Genomic DNA, 15,843 nt, shown 5'->3' on the forward strand with positions numbered 1-15,843 from the left:
GTAGCCAAGGCAGACATGGAACGTCCCCATCCCATCACCGGCGAGCCGTTCCCCTCCCCGGTACCACCCGGAACCGGCTGGCCGGAGGACCCGGCGCGCCCGCGTACCCGCCGGGCCCGCGACGCCGAGCAGGTCGCTGAACTCGCAGCCTCCACCCGCACCCTGGAGCAACTCGATGCCCGCTCCAGCGTCTGCCGGGCCTGCCCTCGGCTCGTTGACTGGCGCGAGGACGTGGCCCGCACCCGCCGCCGCGCTTACGCCGACCAGCCCTACTGGGGACGCCCCGCCCCGGGCCTGGGCGACCAGGACCCGCACCTGCTGGTCGTGGGCCTGGCCCCGGCCGCCCATGGGGCGAATCGCACCGGACGGGTCTTCACCGGTGATCGCTCCGGTGACTGGATCTTCGCGGCCCTGCACCGAGCCGGCTACACCAACCAGCCCACCAGCCGCCACGCCGGAGACGGCCTGGAACTGACCGGGGCCCGGATCGTGGCCGCGGTGCGCTGCGCCCCACCGGACAACGCCCCCACCCCCGCCGAGCGGGCCACCTGCGCGCACTGGCTGCGCCGGGAGATCGAGTTGGTCACCCCCTCGGTCACCGGCATCCTTGCCCTGGGCCAGATCGCCTGGAACGCCACCTTCACCGCGTTATCCGCCCTGGGCTGGCAGGTACCCCGGCCCCGCCCGGCCTTCGGCCACGGCGCGAAGGCACCCGTAGCACCCCCCACGAAGGGATCGGCGACGACGCAGCGGGCGGTCGCCGTCGTCGGCTCCTATCACGTGTCCCAGCAGAACACCTTCACCGGCCGCCTCACCGAGGCCATGCTGGACGAAGCCATCGCCGCGTGCGGGCCACCACCGAGCCCGTAGCGGTCGCCGACTGCTCCGCCGGGCCCACGACAGCGGCATCGCACTGCCCTATCGTGGGGATATGTCCGCCACCACGGCTCGATCTCCACGCAAAGTACCCCGCGTCCTGATCCTGGGCGGAGGCTACGTCGGCCTGCACGCCGCCCGGCAGATCCGCAAACGTATGGGCAGGCGCCAGGTGGCGATCGCGGTGGTCGACCCGCGCCCGTACATGACCTACCAGCCCTTCCTGCCCGAGGCCGCCGCCGGCTCCCTCGAACCGCGGCACGTGGTGGCCTCCCACCGCCGGCTCCTGCGTGGCACCACGATCCTGACCGGCCGGGTGCATTCGCTGGACCACGCCGCTCGTCGGGCCACCATCGAGCCGTCCCGCGGTGAGGCCTACACGGTGGGATACGACCACGTGGTCCTCGCGCTCGGGGCCGTCGCACGGGTGCTGCCGATTCCGGGGCTGGCCGAGACCGGCATCGGGTTCAAGCAGATCGAGGAAGCGATCTCGCTCCGCAACCACGTGGTGACCATGATGGATCAGGCCGATTCCATCTGGGACGAGCAGGCCCGGCGGCGGATGCTCACCTTCACCTTCGTCGGCGGCGGGTTCGCCGGGTCCGAGGCCATCGGTGAGGTGGAGGACATGGCGCGGGAGGCTTGCCGCTACTACGACTCCATCAGCCCCGACGATCTGCGGTTCGTGCTGGTGGAGGGCACCGGCAGGATCCTGCCCGAGGTGGGGGCGGACCTGGGCCGATACGCACTGGAGCAGCTGCGCAGTCGCAACATCGACGTGCACCTGAACACGTTCCTGGAATCCTGCGTGGATGGACACATCGTGCTCTCCGACGGCACTGCGTTCGAGAGCGACACGCTGGTCTGGACCGCCGGGGTGAAGGCCAACCCGGTCCTGGCCCGGACCGACCTGCCCCTGACCGAGAACGGCCGGGTGCGCGCTCTCCCCACCCTGCAGGTGTGCGACGCGGACGATCAGGTGGTCGAGGGCGCCTGGACCGCGGGCGACTGCGCCGCGGTGCCGGACCTGTCCGCGCCCGGGATCACCACCTGTGCCCCCACGGCCCAGCACGCCATCCGCCAGGCCACCCACCTGGGCAAGAACATGACGCACCTGCTCGCCCAGGAGCCGCTGGAGGATTACAACCACCGCAACCTGGGCACCGTGGCCTCGCTCGGCCTGTACAAGGGGGTGGCCGAGGTGCTTGGGCTGAAGTTCCGCGGCCCGCTGGCATGGTTCATGCACCGGACCTACCACATGTCGGCGATGCCGACGGTGAACCGCAAGGTGCGGATCGTGCTGGACTGGACCATGGCCCTGTTGTTCCGGCGTGACATCGTGGCCCTGGGCCGGTTGCAGACGCCCCGGGAGGAGTTTCTGCAGGCTGCGGCGAGTGTGCGGAACGCGCAAGGTTCCTGAGCCGCGTTCGAAGGCCCGCACCCGGGTCCAGCGACGGTCCCCGGGGGCTCTATCGTTGGGCGTGCGCTCACGTGGCGACGGCCCCCGTAGCCCAATCGGCAGAGGCAGCCGACTTAAAATCGGTTCAGTCCGGGTTCGAGTCCCGGCGGGGGCACTCACTGTGGGGGACGAACGCGGTTCCCGGGGTCAGACGGCCGGCGGTGCGGGAGCCCCGTTCGGCACCGGCTCCTCGCCGTCGTGTGCCGCCGCACCCGACGGAGCGAGGTTCAAGCCGACGACGGCGACGATGATCCCCCCGATGAGCACGATCCGGACCGCCGAGACCGGTTCGGTGCCGGTGAGCATCGCGTAGGTCACGGTGAGCGCTGCGCCCACCCCGGTCCACACCGCGTACGCCGTACCGATCGGGATGGTCTTCGCCGCCCACCCCAGACCGATCATGCTGATGGTGAGGGTGATGAGGAACACGACGGTGGGACCGGTGCGGCTGAACCCCTCGGACATGCCCAGGGACGTGGCCCAGACCGCTTCGAAGACCGCGCTGATGAGCAGGATGAACCATGCCATCTCAGCTCACCACCCGCAGGCCCACCACACAGGCCACCAATAGCACGAGCATGAGGATGCGCCACCGGCTCGCGCGTTCCTGACCGGTGGCGAACGACCAGATCACGGTCAAGGTCGCCCCGATTCCCACCCACACGGCATAGGCGGTCCCGGTGGGCAGGGACACCATGGCATACGCCAAGCCGGCCATGCTGACCGTCATCGATACCGCGAACAGGACGGTGGGCCGCCACTTGCGGAATCCGTCCGATGCCGACAGGGCTGCGGCCCACACCGCCTCGAGTGCGCCGGAGAGCACCAGGATCGTCCACGCCATGACTGACACCTCCATGAGTCAGTCTTGTCGTGGTGCGGGTACTGCTCCCTCGTCCGCGGGTCCGATCGCCGGGCCCCGGTTATCGATTTTAGTCCGCACGGGTTACCGTGGCAATCATGCGCGAACCGAAAGACGCCGGACGAGGGACCGGACTCGACAGCGGACGGGCAGCACCGTCCGCCGGGAACGAGGAGATCCGGGTGGCCCTGTCCACCAGCGCGGTGTACCCCTCCCGCGCCCCGCACGCCTTCCAGGCCGCGGCCGAACTCGGCTACGACGGCGTGGAGGTGATGGTCTGGTCCGACCGGTACTCCCAGGACGCCCGGGCGCTGCAGGACCTGTCCGCCCAGTACGGCGTCCCGGTGACCAGCATCCACGCCCCCTCCCTGGTGCTCAGCCAGAACGTCTGGGGAAGGCTGCCCGGCCCGAAACTGGAACGGTCGGCGGACCTGGCCCTGGAGGTCGGTGCTTCCACCGTGGTGGTGCACCCCCCGTTCCGGTGGCAGCGACGTTACGCCCACGGATTCGCCGAGCACGTGCATGAACTGACCACCGCGACCGGCCTTCGGGTCGCGGTGGAGAACATGTTCCCCTGGCAGGTCAGAGGCCGGAAGGTGAACGCCTACCTACCCGGATGGGATCCCACCGACCGCGACTACGAGAACATCACGCTGGACCTGTCCCACGCCGCGGTCGCCCGACAGGACGGGCTCGAACTGCTGCGCCGCATCGGCGACCGGGTCAGCCACCTGCACCTGGCCGACGGTGTGCCCTCGATCATGGACCAGCACCTTGTTCCCGGTCGCGGGACCCAGCCCTGCGCCCAGGTGCTGCGGGAACTGGCCGGCACCGGCTGGTCCGGTGACGTGGTGGTGGAGGTCCAGACCCGCAAGGCACCCAGCGCTGAGCACGTGCGGGCCGACCTTGCCGCCGCGCTGGACTTCGCCCGGGCCCACCTGCGCGCCGGTGCCAACGAGCGTCGGCGAGCCCGGAACCTCACGACCGCGACGCCGACCGTCTGACCCGCCCCGGAGGCCGGGCCGATGAGGCTTGCGGCACCGGACCCCGATGGACTACACGTGGTACGTGACCGTCCTGGCGATCGACCTCGGTAAGACCGGATGCCGCGTACTTCGCCGCGAGAGCGCGGCCCAGCAGTGGCTGGGGCGGGGCAGCGGTGCCCTGGGCATGTCCCACCCCGAGGGTCCGGCCTCGGCGATGGCGGCGATCGAGGGGGCGCTGGTCGCCGGTGAGGTCCCCGACACCGGGGTGGACGCGGTGTGCCTGGGCGCAGCCGGTGTTGCAGCCGCACCCCGCGCGGCCGCGGAGGTAGCCCGGATGCTCGCCGACCGCTTCGCGGCACGGGCGTTGGTGACCTCGGACTCGGTCACCTCTCACGCCGGCGCCCTCGGCGGCTCGAACGGGGTGGTGCTGGCGGCGGGCACCGGGTCGGTGGCGATCACCTTCGACGGCGGGGGCGGCCTGGTTCAGGTGGACGGCTGGGGGCAGACCCTGGGGGATGAGGGCAGCGGCTGGTGGATCGGGCGAGAGGGCCTGATGGCCGCCTGCCGGGCACTGGACGGCCGCGGTCCGCGGACGGCGCTGCGGGCGGTCGCCGAGGAGGAGTTCGGTGACCTGCGCACCCTGCCCGCCCGGCTCGGCGATGCCACCGCAGCCATTCCGGTGCTGGCGTCCTTCGCGCCCCAGGTGCTTGTCGGTGCCCGGGGCGGTGATGGGGTCGCCACACAGATCCTGGCCCGCGCCACCGAAGCGCTCGGGGCCACGGTGCGGGCTGCCGCACGGGCCACCGCGCCCGCCGGTGATGCGACGCCCGACGGCGTCCGGGCCTCCACGGGCGGGCGGGGTGCGGGCTCAGCGCCCGGCGCCGTGGTGCGGTGCTGCATGATCGGTGGCCTCTCCGCCTGGCCAGAGCGCTTCCGCGCCGACCTGAGTCGGCGTGCTCAGGAGGGGGCCTCATTCACGCTGGAGTGGGTCGCGCCGCAGGGTACGTCGCTGGAGGGCGCTGCGCTGATCGCCGCGCGCACCGACCTGCCCCACCGCGGAGTGTGCACCAGCGCGGATCCCTGAGCCGGCGTGGTACCTGCACCGCTACCGGGCACTCGGACCGGTCCCTGCCTCGGTGTAGGTTGACGGTCATGACTCATCCGGCTGCCGACGTGGTGCTGCGCGCACCGAGGATGATCACCGATGGTGCTGAGCACACCGATGGCTGGGTGGCCTTCACCGGCGCCGGGATCACCGCCGTCGGCACCGGCGCCGCGCCGGACGCTGCCCAGGTGGTGCACGGCACCGGGCTGCTGATCCCCGGGCTCATCGACATCCACTGCCACGGTGGCGCCGGCGGCGCCTTCGCCGGCGGAACCGAGGCGATCGATCAGGGCCTGGGCTATCACCGTCGTCACGGCACCACCCGGTCGGTGCTGTCGATGGTCACCGCCACTATCCCCGATCTGCGCGACCAGGTGTCGGACGCCCGGCAGGTCTGCGCCGCCGACCCGCTGGTCCTGGGGATCCACCTGGAGGGTCCCTGGTTGAGTCCGGCGCACCGCGGTGCTCATGACCAGGCCCTTCTCCGGGAGCCCACCGAGGCCGATATCGATGCCATGCTGACCGCAGCCGACGGCTACCTGGCACAGGTCACGATCGCACCCGAGTTGACCGGCGCGCGCGGCGCGATCGAACAACTGCTCCGGGCCGGGGTGCGGGTCGCGGTAGGGCACTCAGCGGTCGATTACGACCACGCCGGTGCCGCCTTCGACGCCGGGGCCTCCATCCTGACCCATGCCTTCAACGCGATGGCCCCGATCCACCACCGCGCCCCTGGCCCGGTGCTGGCGGCCACCGAACGGGACGGCGTCACCTGTGAGGTGATCAACGACGGCGTGCACGTGCACCCCCGGATGGTACGCCTCCTGCATGAGATGGCCCCTGGTCGGATCGCCTACGTGACCGACGCGATGGCGGCCGCCGGTTGTGCGGACGGTGCCTACGAACTCGGCGGGCAGGCCGTGACCGTCACCGATGGGGTGCCGCGCCTGGATTCCACCGGCTCGATCGCCGGCTCCACGCTGACCATGGACGCCGCGGTCCGTCAGGCGGTGCGCATCGGGATCCCGCTGCCCGATGCGATCCAGGCTGCCACCAGTACCCCGGCGCGGACGCTGGGCCTGGCGGACCGGTTCGGCTCCCTTGCTCCCGGTTACGCCGCCGACGCGGTGCTGCTGGATACCGGGTTGCAGGTGGAGCAGGTGTGGGCGGACGGGACGAGCCGGCACCAGAGGGTCCCGGCGGCGTGAGGCTCAGCGGGAACCGGTGATGCGAAGGGCGGCCAACTGGCTATAGGGGTAGTCGATCCGCAGATCCGGTGCCTCGTCGGGGAAGTATCCACGTGGAGCGACCACCAGGAGCACGCTGTCCACGCTGCGGCCCACCACCGGCTCCCCGAGGAGTTCCTCGATCTCGGCTGCGGACAAGGTGACGTCGCGATGGCGTTCCTCGCTGGCACCCGGGTCCAGGCTCACCTCGTAGCCGGGGATCCAGGAGGTGTGGCCCAGGGAGAGGGACACCACCGCTCCCTCCTCCACCACCGGTCCCAAGCCGTGACGCACCACCCGTGTCTGCACCTCCTCCGGCGGGGCCAGATCCTGCGGGATGGCCACCTGGATCCGGCCGCCGTCCTCGGTCACCGTCAGGTGTTCCACCGCGGGACCCTCATAGGTTGCGGGCCGGTTCAGCAGCCAGATCCCGCCGGTGATCACCAGCGCCAGGATCACGGCGGCACCGGCCAGCACGGCCGGGAGGCGGCGACGACGGTGGCGTCCGCCGGGCGCAGCACTCGCGGGCAGTGCCGTCGAGGCCGTCGCCGGCGCGGAGGTACGGGCCGGTGGAGGCGAGGGGACCGGTGCCGGTGCTGGTGTGTGCGCGCCGGCGCGGGGTGGGGGTGGTGCCTGCTCCGGCGGCACCAGCGTGGGATGCCCAGCGGGCAGGCTCACCACATCGGCCGGGTTCGGCGGCGCGACCTTGTGGGCGGGGTCCGGCGGCGTGGCCGCCGGTTCGTGGCCACGGGGTAGGTCCAGGGGGGTGAGGTCGTGGCCCAGTTCGCGCTGGATCTCCCGCAGCGCTTGGCCGAACGCATAGGAGTCCGGATAGCGTGCGGCACGATCGAAGGACATCGCCCTTCGCAGCACGGCCACCAGCGAGTCCGGCAGGTCGGGTCGCTGCATCGCTGCCACGAAGCCGGACTGGATGCGACCGGTCAGGTGCGAGGCACTGTTCGGGCCGTGGGGAATCTCGTGGGGGGAACGTCCCTCCAGCAGCGAGTACAAGGTGGCGGCCAGGGAGTACCGGTCCGAGCGGGTGTCGGAGACGGGCGGGTCTCCCAGGGTCTCCGGTGCCGCCCAGGGCAGGCTGAGACCGATCGCGGCGTCGGAGTCGGCGTCGGTGCCGGAGGACTCGTAGGAGTACACCCGGGCGCGGGCCATGGTGGCCTCGGGGAACTCCTCGTCGATGGTGGAGATCCCGAAGTCCGACAGCACCGGAACCCCGTACTCGGTGAGCAGGATGTTGCCCGGTTTGATGTCGCGGTGCACGATCCCGGCCCGGTGCGCCGCCTCGAGCGCACCGCTGAGCCGCACCCCGATCCTCAGCACGTCCTGCACCGACATCGGGTAGTGCCGGTAGGTGTCACCCAGCGAGCCCCCGGAGCAGTACTCCATCACCAGGTACGGTTCACCTTCGTCATCGATATCGGCGTCGTAGATGGAGGCGATGTTGATGTGGTTGGACAGCCGCGCCATCAGGTTGGCCTCAGCGGCGAACTGGCGGCGCAGTGAGTCGGTCAACGCGTCGGTGCGCAAGACCTTGATCGCCACCTCACGGTGGGGCATGTGCTGGGTGTACAGGAACACGTCGGAGAAGCCGCCACGGCCGATGGTGCGCACGTAGGTGTAGCCCTCGATTTCAGGCGCGGGCTGCTTCGACTTCGCCACGCGGTGACCCCCGAACTCCCATCATCGGCCGCTGAGGCCTAGTCTTGTGCCGTCAAGAGACGAACTGACGATCTGATCCTAGGGGGTGGCTGGTGCGGCACGTGCGGTGGAGTGTTGCTGTGGTGCTGGCGGTAGTACTCGCGGCATGCACACCGCCCGCGCCGGTCACGGTGCCCGAGCCCACTCAAGCGCCCGACGCGCAGGTGCAGTCCCAGGCGCGCACCTTCGAGGTGCTCCTGAATGAGTTGTACGAACACTTCCTCGTCAGCGGCCCCGGGGCAGCGCAGTACATCTCCAGCGACGCCACCCCGGCGCAGGCCGCAGCCGAACTCAGGGATGCGGTCGGGCTGGGGGATCAGGCCACCAGGTTCGCCCTGGCCACCGGGACCGAACTGGCCCGCACCGCAGCGGCGGCCACCACCCCGGGGCGCGTCACGGAGGTGGAGTTCGATGTCCGCGACGTCGAGATCCTCGGGGACGTCGACGGGCGGCTGATCGTGGCCACCACCGTCTGGCACCAGCGTGCGGTCCGGCAGGGCCCGACCCACGAGCAGACCGTCACCTTCGCGGTCGGCTGGCGGGGAGAGGAGTTGGACAGTGTCGGCGAGGTGCTCAGCAGCGGGTCGGTGCGCGGACTGGACTCCGGCTCCGGGCTGCGCTCGCCGTTGGGGGCGGTGCGCCGATATGTGGAGTTGGTCGAGGCGCGTGCGTTCGAGGCCGTGGCGCAACTCAGTGGCGGGGCGAACACCGACGAGGTCGCCCTGGATGTGCTCGCCTCGGTGGTCGGATCCTCCGACTCCACCTTCGTCGTCGCCCTGCCGCAAGCGACCGAGGGATCGGCGCACGTGGTCTACCTGATCAACGCCTCGGGCATGGTGATCGGCCGCTTCGAGGTGAAACTCGCCCGAGCCGGGTCCACCGAGGTCGTCTACTTCGCGACGGTGTAGACCTGCCGGTGGGCGTGGCGACTGGGTTCAGGCGTCGGCCGCCGAGAGGTCCAGCACCATGGTGTCAGCGTTCCCGTTGCGGCCCACGACGGTAAACCCGGCCGCGGCGAACAGCGATTCCGAGGGGTTCCCGTCCTCCACGCTGACACTGACTCGCCGGATCCCGGCGGCCTCGGCGCGGGCGAACAGCGTGCGCAGCAGGCCTGAGCCGATGCCCCGGCGCCGGTGCTGCTGCGCTACCCCGATGCTCAGTTCGGGCACGTCGTCGGCGACGTAGCCGTAACCGGGGTGGTGGGAGTCGAACCGGCGCAGCCAGGCCGCACCGATGGGAATCTGCAGCCCGGCGGGTCCGCCGGTGTCCACCGCGATCACGCCGAGGTCCCCGGCGCGCTGCCAGCCGGCCACGTAGTGGGACAGGGTCTTGTCGCGCAGCAACTGGCGCCGCTTCATCCGTTCCTCGCCGGTCCAGTTCACCGCTTCGAGCAACATATCGATCAGGAACTCGGCGTCCTCGGGTCCGGCGTCCCGCACGCCGATCGTCCCTTGCCGCTGCTGTTCCGTCATCGTCTCGTTGTCCCTATCTCGTGCAGATCGTGACCGGTCGCCGCTCTGGTACGCCGCCTCGCGGTGCTGCTGGTGCGGCGTTGGGCATAGCCGTCCCGGGCGGGCTCGGACCGTTTCGGAGTCCAGTGTCCCCGAGATGGTGCCGATATGTCACATCGTCATGCCACAGGGGCTATTCTGTGCCACCCTGCGGACGGCCCGTGGCTGGCCCGCACAGTTGCTACGGCATGTTGCTGCCGGCGCCGCGAGCAGACCACCGTGGCGGTGGTCGGCCGGCACCCTCATCGACGGCGCCATCGGCCGGCAGCGAGCGTGGCAACGTTAGAATCGGCCGGGTGTCTCAACGCGACGTGACCTCTCCCGACCCGAACGAGAGCCCGCACCTGGTGGACCTCGAGCCGGGTGACGCCACCTGGCCGGACATTCTCGCCGTCCTGCAGGATTTGCGCCCGCACCTGACCGCCGAACTCCTCGATCAGGTGCTGGCCGAGGGAGAGGGGCAAGGTCTCCGGTTCACCGCGTTGTTCCACCAGGACCGCTGTGTGGCGGTAGCGGGTTGGCGGATCATCGCCAACACCAGCGCGATCCGGAAGTTCTATGTGGACGATCTAGCCACCGCCACCGGGAAGCGGTCCCGCGGGTACGGCGCGATCCTGCTGAACGCGCTGACCGAGCGGGCCAGGGACGCGGGCTGTACCCGGATCGAGTTGGATTCCGGTGTCCAGCGCCACCGGGCGCACCGATTCTACCTGCGTGCCGGGATGGACATCGTCGGCCACCACTTCAGCCGACGCCTGAACTGAACACCGGTAGGGCGGTCAGGCGTCCCGGCGGCGCAGCAGCACCCCGGCGAGCACCAGGGCGACGACGACGTAGCCGCACAGGACGGCGAAGCCCTGCCACTCGGTCAGCACGTCATCGGGTGCGCCCATCACCAGGCGTTCACCGGCACTGGCCGGCAGGTAGAGCGCCAGGTCCTGGAGCCAGTCGATCTGGATCATGCCCACGATCGGCAGCACCAGCAGGATGCCCAGCACGGCTGCGATGGCGCCGGCGGTGTGCCGCAGCAGGAACCCGATCCCCAGGCTGAACAACGCGATGGCGCTCAGGTACAGCGGCACCCCGAACAGGGTGCGCCAGGCACCCTCCTCGGAGACGTCCAGTTGCATTCCGTGCGGCTCCAGGATCGGGGTGGTGGCCAACCAGGACAGCGCCACGGCCAGGGCTCCCAGGGTCAGGCCCACCAGGATCACGATCACCACCTTGGCCACCAGCACCGGCAGGCGGGTGGGCACAGCGGTCAGGGTCGACCGGATCTGACCGGTGGCGTACTCACTCGTGGCCACCATCACCCCGAGCACCGCCAGCACGATCTGCCCCACGCTGTAACTGAAACTGATCGCCACCAGGCCGAGCGAAGTCAGCGAGAAGTCCTCCCCGCCCTCCATGGTCACGTCGGCCCCGCCGCCGTCCGCCGGTCCGCCCGGGCTGGTCGGATCGAACGTGAAGCCCCAAGCCATCAGGGCGGACAGGCCCACCATCACCACGATCGTGACCGCGATGGTCCAGATCGAGGACGGCAACGTCCAGAACTTCAGCCACTCCGACCGGATCGTGCGCCACATGCTGGTCGGACGCACCGCCAGATGCTGGCGGCCGGGGTTGAGCCCCGCACCCCGTTGATCGGCTGCTCCGGTCCGGTCGGTTCCTTTGATGTCGGGGCTCATGCCGCCCCTGCCTGTGCGTCGATCGGCTGCCCACCGGAGTGATACTCCACCTCGTCGGCGGTGAGTTTGAGGTAGGCGTCCTCCAGGCTGGCGTTGCGGGGGGAGAGTTCGTGCAGCACCAACCCGGCTCCGGCCGCGATCTCACCGATCTCCTCGGCACTGAGCCCGTCGACCTCCAGCACGCCGGGCCCCTCCTGCGCGACCGAGGCGCCGGCGCGGTCGAGCCGCTCAGCAAGGTCACCGGACCGGGGAGCACGCACCCGCACCGAGGTGCCGGTGACCGAGTCGATCACCTCCTGCAGGGGACCGGAGGCGACGATCCGGCCGCGGCCGATGATGATCAGGTCATCGGCGGTGATCGCCATCTCGCTCATCAGGTGCGAGGACAGGAAGACGGTGCGGCCCTGATCGGCGAGGGTGCGCATCATCGTCCGGACCCAACGCACGCCCTCGGGGTCCAGGCCGTTGACCGGTTCGTCCAGGATCAGCGTGCGCGGGTCGCCGAGCAACGCTGCGGCGATCCCCAGCCGCTGACCCATCCCCAGGGAGAACCCGCCCACCCGCTTGTGCGCCACCGAGCCCAGCCCGGTCAGTTCGATCACGTCGGTCACCCGGGAGTGCGGGATGCCGTGGGTGGCCGCAATGGTGCGCAGGTGGTGGTAGCCGGTGCGGGAGGTGTGCACCGCGCGGGCCTCCAGGAGCGCCCCGACCTGGCCAAGTGGGGCGGTGTGCTTGGCGTAGCACTTGCCGTCAACGGTCACCTGGCCGCTGGTCGGATGGTCCAGCCCCACGATCATCCGCATCGTGGTGGACTTGCCCGCACCGTTGGGACCCAGGAACCCGGTGACCCGCCCCGGATGGACGGTGAACGAGATGTCGTCGACGGCGACTTTCCTGCCGTATCTCTTGGTGAGGCCGCGTGCCTCGATCATGGTGCGTTCCCCCGTAGGTTGATGCGGCGGGCGAGGTGAATGATGCCAGCGCCTTCACATTAGGGGCCAGCACTTTGTTCCGGCGTCCCCCTTGAGGATGAGATCGCACCGGTCCCAGGGATGACATCTGGCACCCCCGGAACCGCACGTGGGTCGCCCGGTACCTGCGCGGGCCCCACGGGCGGTGGAGGGAGGTAGGGCACGGGAACACCGAAGCCCGCGCCGGCGTTACATGAGGTGAGAGGCCGATTACGGTGCTTCTGCCCGTCGCCTGGCCCAGTAGGATGGGTGCGGCACATCGGCCGACGTCCATGACGCGACCAGGAGAGTCCATGGCAAACCCTTATCTGTCCAACAGTCCGCAATTCGGCAAGGCGCAACCCCAGCACGGGGCGCACTTCCAACCCAAGGGCGGCACCGCAACGGTGCCGCAGGGATACGAGCCTCAGTTCCAAGCGGTCGAGCAGTCCTACTACGGCCCCGATGCCGGCCCGGAGCACACGGGTCGGATGACCTATGAGGACGTGATAGTCCGCACCGCCGGGATGCTCGCGCTGGTGGTCGGCGCGGCTGCCGCGGGATGGTTCCTCATCCCGGACGGACTGAAGATGGCCGCCCTGGTAGGCGGGCTGGTGGTAGGACTGATCCTCGGTCTGGTCAACGCCTTCAAGCGTGAGCCCAGCCCCGGTCTGATCCTCGCCTACGGGGTCGCTCAGGGTGTGTTCCTCGGTGTGATCTCGGGGGTCTTCGAGACCATGTATCCCGGCATCGTGGTGCAGGCGGTGCTGGCCACGTTCATCACCTTCGGCGTGACCCTGGCCCTGTTCCGCAGCGGCAAGATCCGGGTGACTCCCAAGTTCACCAAGATCGTGGTCATCGCGACCATCAGTTACGCGGTGTTCGTTCTGGTCAACCTCGGCATCATGTGGTTCACCGACATCGGCGGCCAGTTCGGCCTGCGCTCGGGATGGATCGGTCTGGCGATCGGTGCCTTCGCGGTCATCCTCGCGGCCCTGAATCTGGTGCTGGACTTCGACATGATCGCCCGCGGCGTCAAGAACGGGGTGGCTCGGCGCTACGCCTGGAGTGCGGCGTTCGGTCTCACCGTGACCCTGATCTGGCTGTACATCGAGTTCCTCCGGATCCTGGCGATCCTGCGGAACAACTGAGCGGCCCGGCCGGGCCCGCCGCGCACCCCTGAGCGCGCCCGCCCGCCCGGCGCGAACCCCCACGACGGCGCGTCCACCCACCGGGTGGGCGCGCCGTCGTCGTTCGCCCCGTGGCCCGCTACGATCGCTGCTCATGCCACTCTTCGATCTCCCACTGACCGAACTTCGCCAGTACCGCCCCGCGGTGGCCGAGCCGGATGACTTCGACGACTTCTGGGCCCAGACCCTCGCCCAGGCCCGCGGCCACGCGTTGGAGGTTCGCCATCAGGACGTCGAGGCCGGGCTGCGCCACGTTCAGGTACGCGACGTGACATTCGCGGGTTTCGGCGGGCACCCGATCAGGGCGTGGTACTCCCGCCCGGCCGGGGTAGCGGCGGACCTGCCGCTGGTGGTCAGCTTCCTCGGCTATAGCGGTGGCCGGGGGCTACCGCACGAGCACACCCTCTACCCCAGTGCGGGGTATGCCCACCTGGTGATGGACAGCCGCGGGCAGGGCCACCGCAATTCGGGCGGGCACACCCCGGACCCGGTGGGGACCACACCCTCGAAGCCGGGCTTCCTCACCCGAGGTGTGCACGACCCGGCCGAGTACTACTACCGGCGTCTGTTCACCGACGCCGTCCGCGCGGTCGAGGCCGGCAGGACCCTTCCCGGAGTCGATCCGGACCGCGTGGTGGTGGCCGGGATCAGCCAGGGCGGGGCGATCGCGCTGGCGGCTGCCGCCCTCACGCCTGGACTGGCCGGGGCGCTGGTCCACGTGCCGTTCCTGCAGCACATCCGCCGGGCGGTGGAGATCACCGGTGCCGCCCCGTTCGTGGAGATCGCCGACTACCTCGCCGTGCACCGCGACCGGGTCGAGCAGTTGTGGCGGACCATCTCCTACATCGACGGAGTGAACCTGGCCAAGCGCGCCCACGCTCCGGTGATGTACTCGGTGGCGATGATGGACACGATCTGCCCGCCCTCCACGGTCTTCGCCTCCTACAACGCCTACGGCACCGCAGCGGATGAGGGTGGATCCGAACCGGTGCGCAAGCAGATCGAGGTGTGGGAGTACAACAACCACGAGGGCGGCGGCGGGCACCAGGAGGCCAGGGACCTGGCCTGGCTGGCCGAGTTGTTCGGTCGATGAGCACCGGCGGCACTCCGGCGCCGATGTGTCTATCGTGGCCGGGACGGTTGACCCCAATGCTGATCGCAGCGAAATGAGGAGCGATGACCAACGCACTGCCCACAGCCTCCGGATCCTTCGGCGACAAGCCGGAGATCACCTTCCCCGACGCCGCCCCACCGGCAGATCTGACCGTCGCGGTGCTCAGCCGCGGTGACGGCGGGCTGGTCGAGGCCGGCCAGACCATCGACGTGGACTACCTCGGCCAGGTCTGGGGTGGACGGATCTTCGACAACTCCTACGACCGGGGTTCCTCGATCCAGTTCGGTATCGGCATCGGCCAGGTCATCGCCGGTTGGGACAACGGATTGGTGGGCCAGCAGATCGGGTCCCGTGTGCTGATCTCCATCCCCCCGCATGAGGGTTACGGGCCCGGCGGCAACCCGCGCGCCGGCATCGGTGGCGATGACACTCTCGTGTTCGTGGTGGACATCAAGAACGCCGGCTGAGAAACCACAGCACACGAGGAGGGCCCCCGCTGTGAACGGCGGGGGCCCTCGTGCGTCCTGGTGCTACTCCCCGGCCGCTTCCGCTGCGCGCTGGGCGGCGGTGTCCTCCGAGCGGGTGCCAGCGGTGGCGAGCTCGCCCTGGGTGTTCTGCAGGTGCGCCCGGATGAACCACTGGAACAACTCCAGGCCCTTGATCTGCCCGATGAGCATGTCCTCGGTGACCGGGTCGACGTCGGCGACCGCTCGCTGGGCGGTGCGGTGCTCGGTGATCAGACCGTCGTAGACCACGTTCAGCGCGCCGAGGTGCTCGTTGGTGGTGGCGCGCTCCAGGCTGTAGTCACTCCAAGAGCGGTTCTTCACGATCTCCCCGGGCGTGCCCAGAGGGGATATGCCCAGGGTGGCGATCCGCTCCGCGGTCTCATCGACCCAGGCCCGCACCTCCTCCACCTGGGGGTCGAGCATCTCGTGTACGGCGATGAAATGTGGGCCCACCACGTTCCAGTGCACGTGCTTGAGGGTCAGGGCCAGGTCGTTCAGCGCGTTCAGCCGGTCCTGGAGCAACTCGGCGATCTTGGTGCCCTCCTCCAGGCTCAGGCCGGGCACCGTGTAGGAGCCGGTGCCGGGACGGGTGGTGATCGGGTTGTCCTCGTGGGTAGTCATCCTTCGACGATACGACGCACTCTGGTCTCGTGCGAG

17 protein-coding genes, 1 tRNA gene and 1 riboswitch are annotated in these 15,843 nt (G+C 69.9%); of the genes, 11 read left to right on the forward strand and 7 right to left on the reverse strand.

The window, feature by feature from the left end; genetic code table 11:
* The first annotated feature begins 15 nt into the window (after positions 1 to 15).
* From ACPL7H_RS16015 to ACPL7H_RS16025, 3 genes are all read left to right on the forward strand, one after another.
* Complete coding sequence (locus tag ACPL7H_RS16015) at positions 16 to 870, forward strand: uracil-DNA glycosylase (RefSeq protein WP_424797798.1); 855 nt, start codon at positions 16 to 18, stop codon at positions 868 to 870.
* A 61-nt stretch (positions 871 to 931) separates the two neighbouring features.
* Complete coding sequence (locus tag ACPL7H_RS16020; RefSeq protein ID WP_424797799.1) at positions 932 to 2,296, forward strand: NAD(P)/FAD-dependent oxidoreductase; 1,365 nt, start codon at positions 932 to 934, stop codon at positions 2,294 to 2,296.
* 80 nt (positions 2,297 to 2,376) lie between these two features.
* Positions 2,377 to 2,450, forward strand: a tRNA-Leu gene (locus ACPL7H_RS16025).
* A gap of 32 nt (positions 2,451 to 2,482) precedes the next feature.
* Here ACPL7H_RS16025 and ACPL7H_RS16030 read toward each other — a convergent pair.
* Entirely contained in the window at positions 2,483 to 2,863 is a 381-nt protein-coding gene (locus ACPL7H_RS16030) for a DMT family transporter (protein ID WP_424797800.1), read from the reverse strand.
* 1 nt (position 2,864) lies between these two features.
* Positions 2,865 to 3,179, reverse strand: a complete 315-nt coding sequence (locus ACPL7H_RS16035) for a DMT family transporter (RefSeq protein WP_424788069.1) — start codon at positions 3,177 to 3,179, stop codon at positions 2,865 to 2,867.
* Between the two features lie 12 nt (positions 3,180 to 3,191).
* Positions 3,192 to 3,258, reverse strand: a riboswitch (guanidine-III (ykkC-III) riboswitch).
* Between the two features lie 37 nt (positions 3,259 to 3,295).
* On the opposite strand from ACPL7H_RS16035, the gene ACPL7H_RS16040 reads away from it, so the two are divergent.
* The 3 genes from ACPL7H_RS16040 to nagA all read left to right on the forward strand — a co-directional run bounded on the left by ACPL7H_RS16040 (position 3,296) and on the right by nagA (position 6,496).
* Complete coding sequence (locus ACPL7H_RS16040) at positions 3,296 to 4,201, forward strand: sugar phosphate isomerase/epimerase family protein (RefSeq protein WP_424797801.1); 906 nt, start codon at positions 3,296 to 3,298, stop codon at positions 4,199 to 4,201.
* A 46-nt stretch (positions 4,202 to 4,247) separates the two neighbouring features.
* Complete coding sequence (locus tag ACPL7H_RS16045; RefSeq protein ID WP_424797802.1) at positions 4,248 to 5,267, forward strand: N-acetylglucosamine kinase; 1,020 nt, start codon at positions 4,248 to 4,250, stop codon at positions 5,265 to 5,267.
* Between the two features lie 68 nt (positions 5,268 to 5,335).
* Complete coding sequence (gene nagA / locus ACPL7H_RS16050) at positions 5,336 to 6,496, forward strand: N-acetylglucosamine-6-phosphate deacetylase (RefSeq protein WP_424797803.1); 1,161 nt, start codon at positions 5,336 to 5,338, stop codon at positions 6,494 to 6,496.
* 3 nt (positions 6,497 to 6,499) lie between these two features.
* On the opposite strand, the gene ACPL7H_RS16055 is transcribed toward nagA, so the two are convergent.
* Positions 6,500 to 8,188 (reverse strand): serine/threonine-protein kinase, encoded by a 1,689-nt coding sequence (locus ACPL7H_RS16055; RefSeq protein WP_424797804.1) that lies wholly within the window; start codon positions 8,186 to 8,188, stop codon positions 6,500 to 6,502.
* Positions 8,189 to 8,307: 119 nt separating this feature from the next.
* Between ACPL7H_RS16055 and ACPL7H_RS16060 the strand changes: the two genes are divergently transcribed.
* Complete coding sequence (locus tag ACPL7H_RS16060; RefSeq protein WP_424788074.1) at positions 8,308 to 9,135, forward strand: hypothetical protein; 828 nt, start codon at positions 8,308 to 8,310, stop codon at positions 9,133 to 9,135.
* A gap of 27 nt (positions 9,136 to 9,162) precedes the next feature.
* Here ACPL7H_RS16060 and ACPL7H_RS16065 read toward each other — a convergent pair whose 3' ends face one another.
* Positions 9,163 to 9,699 carry an N-acetyltransferase family protein gene (locus ACPL7H_RS16065; RefSeq protein WP_424788075.1) on the reverse strand — a complete coding sequence of 179 codons (537 nt, stop codon included), beginning with the start codon at positions 9,697 to 9,699 and terminating at the stop codon, positions 9,163 to 9,165.
* A gap of 335 nt (positions 9,700 to 10,034) precedes the next feature.
* Between ACPL7H_RS16065 and ACPL7H_RS16070 the strand changes: the two genes are divergently transcribed.
* A complete protein-coding gene (locus ACPL7H_RS16070; protein ID WP_424797805.1) occupies positions 10,035 to 10,502 on the forward strand; it encodes a GNAT family N-acetyltransferase in 468 nt (155 codons plus the stop codon).
* Between the two features lie 15 nt (positions 10,503 to 10,517).
* Here the strand turns inward: ACPL7H_RS16070 and ACPL7H_RS16075 are convergent, their stop codons facing one another.
* Positions 10,518 to 11,426 carry an ABC transporter permease gene (locus ACPL7H_RS16075; protein ID WP_424797806.1) on the reverse strand — a complete coding sequence of 303 codons (909 nt, stop codon included), beginning with the start codon at positions 11,424 to 11,426 and terminating at the stop codon, positions 10,518 to 10,520.
* Positions 11,423 to 12,358, reverse strand: a complete 936-nt coding sequence (locus tag ACPL7H_RS16080) for an ABC transporter ATP-binding protein (RefSeq protein WP_424797807.1) — start codon at positions 12,356 to 12,358, stop codon at positions 11,423 to 11,425. Before ACPL7H_RS16080 ends, ACPL7H_RS16075 begins: the two co-directional genes overlap by 4 nt.
* Positions 12,359 to 12,690: 332 nt before the next feature.
* Between ACPL7H_RS16080 and ACPL7H_RS16085 the strand changes: the two genes are divergently transcribed.
* The 3 genes from ACPL7H_RS16085 to ACPL7H_RS16095 all read left to right on the forward strand — a co-directional run bounded on the left by ACPL7H_RS16085 (position 12,691) and on the right by ACPL7H_RS16095 (position 15,147).
* Positions 12,691 to 13,527, forward strand: coding sequence for a Bax inhibitor-1/YccA family protein (locus ACPL7H_RS16085; RefSeq protein WP_424788078.1), 837 nt, complete (start codon positions 12,691 to 12,693; stop codon positions 13,525 to 13,527).
* A gap of 133 nt (positions 13,528 to 13,660) precedes the next feature.
* The gene (locus ACPL7H_RS16090; protein ID WP_424797808.1) at positions 13,661 to 14,659 is read left to right on the forward strand and encodes an acetylxylan esterase; all 999 of its coding nucleotides are present in this window, start codon (positions 13,661 to 13,663) and stop codon (positions 14,657 to 14,659) included.
* An 83-nt stretch (positions 14,660 to 14,742) separates the two neighbouring features.
* On the forward strand, positions 14,743 to 15,147 hold the full coding sequence (locus tag ACPL7H_RS16095) for an FKBP-type peptidyl-prolyl cis-trans isomerase (RefSeq protein WP_424797809.1): 405 nt from the start codon (positions 14,743 to 14,745) through the stop codon (positions 15,145 to 15,147).
* A gap of 63 nt (positions 15,148 to 15,210) precedes the next feature.
* Here the strand turns inward: ACPL7H_RS16095 and ACPL7H_RS16100 are convergent, their stop codons facing one another.
* Positions 15,211 to 15,807 (reverse strand): Dps family protein, encoded by a 597-nt coding sequence (locus tag ACPL7H_RS16100; RefSeq protein ID WP_424797810.1) that lies wholly within the window; start codon positions 15,805 to 15,807, stop codon positions 15,211 to 15,213.
* Between the last annotated feature and the right edge of the window lie 36 nt (positions 15,808 to 15,843).

The sequence above is a fragment of the Pseudactinotalea sp. Z1732 genome, assembly GCF_049724975.1.
Lineage (GTDB): Bacteria > Actinomycetota > Actinomycetes > Actinomycetales > Beutenbergiaceae > CALKWS01.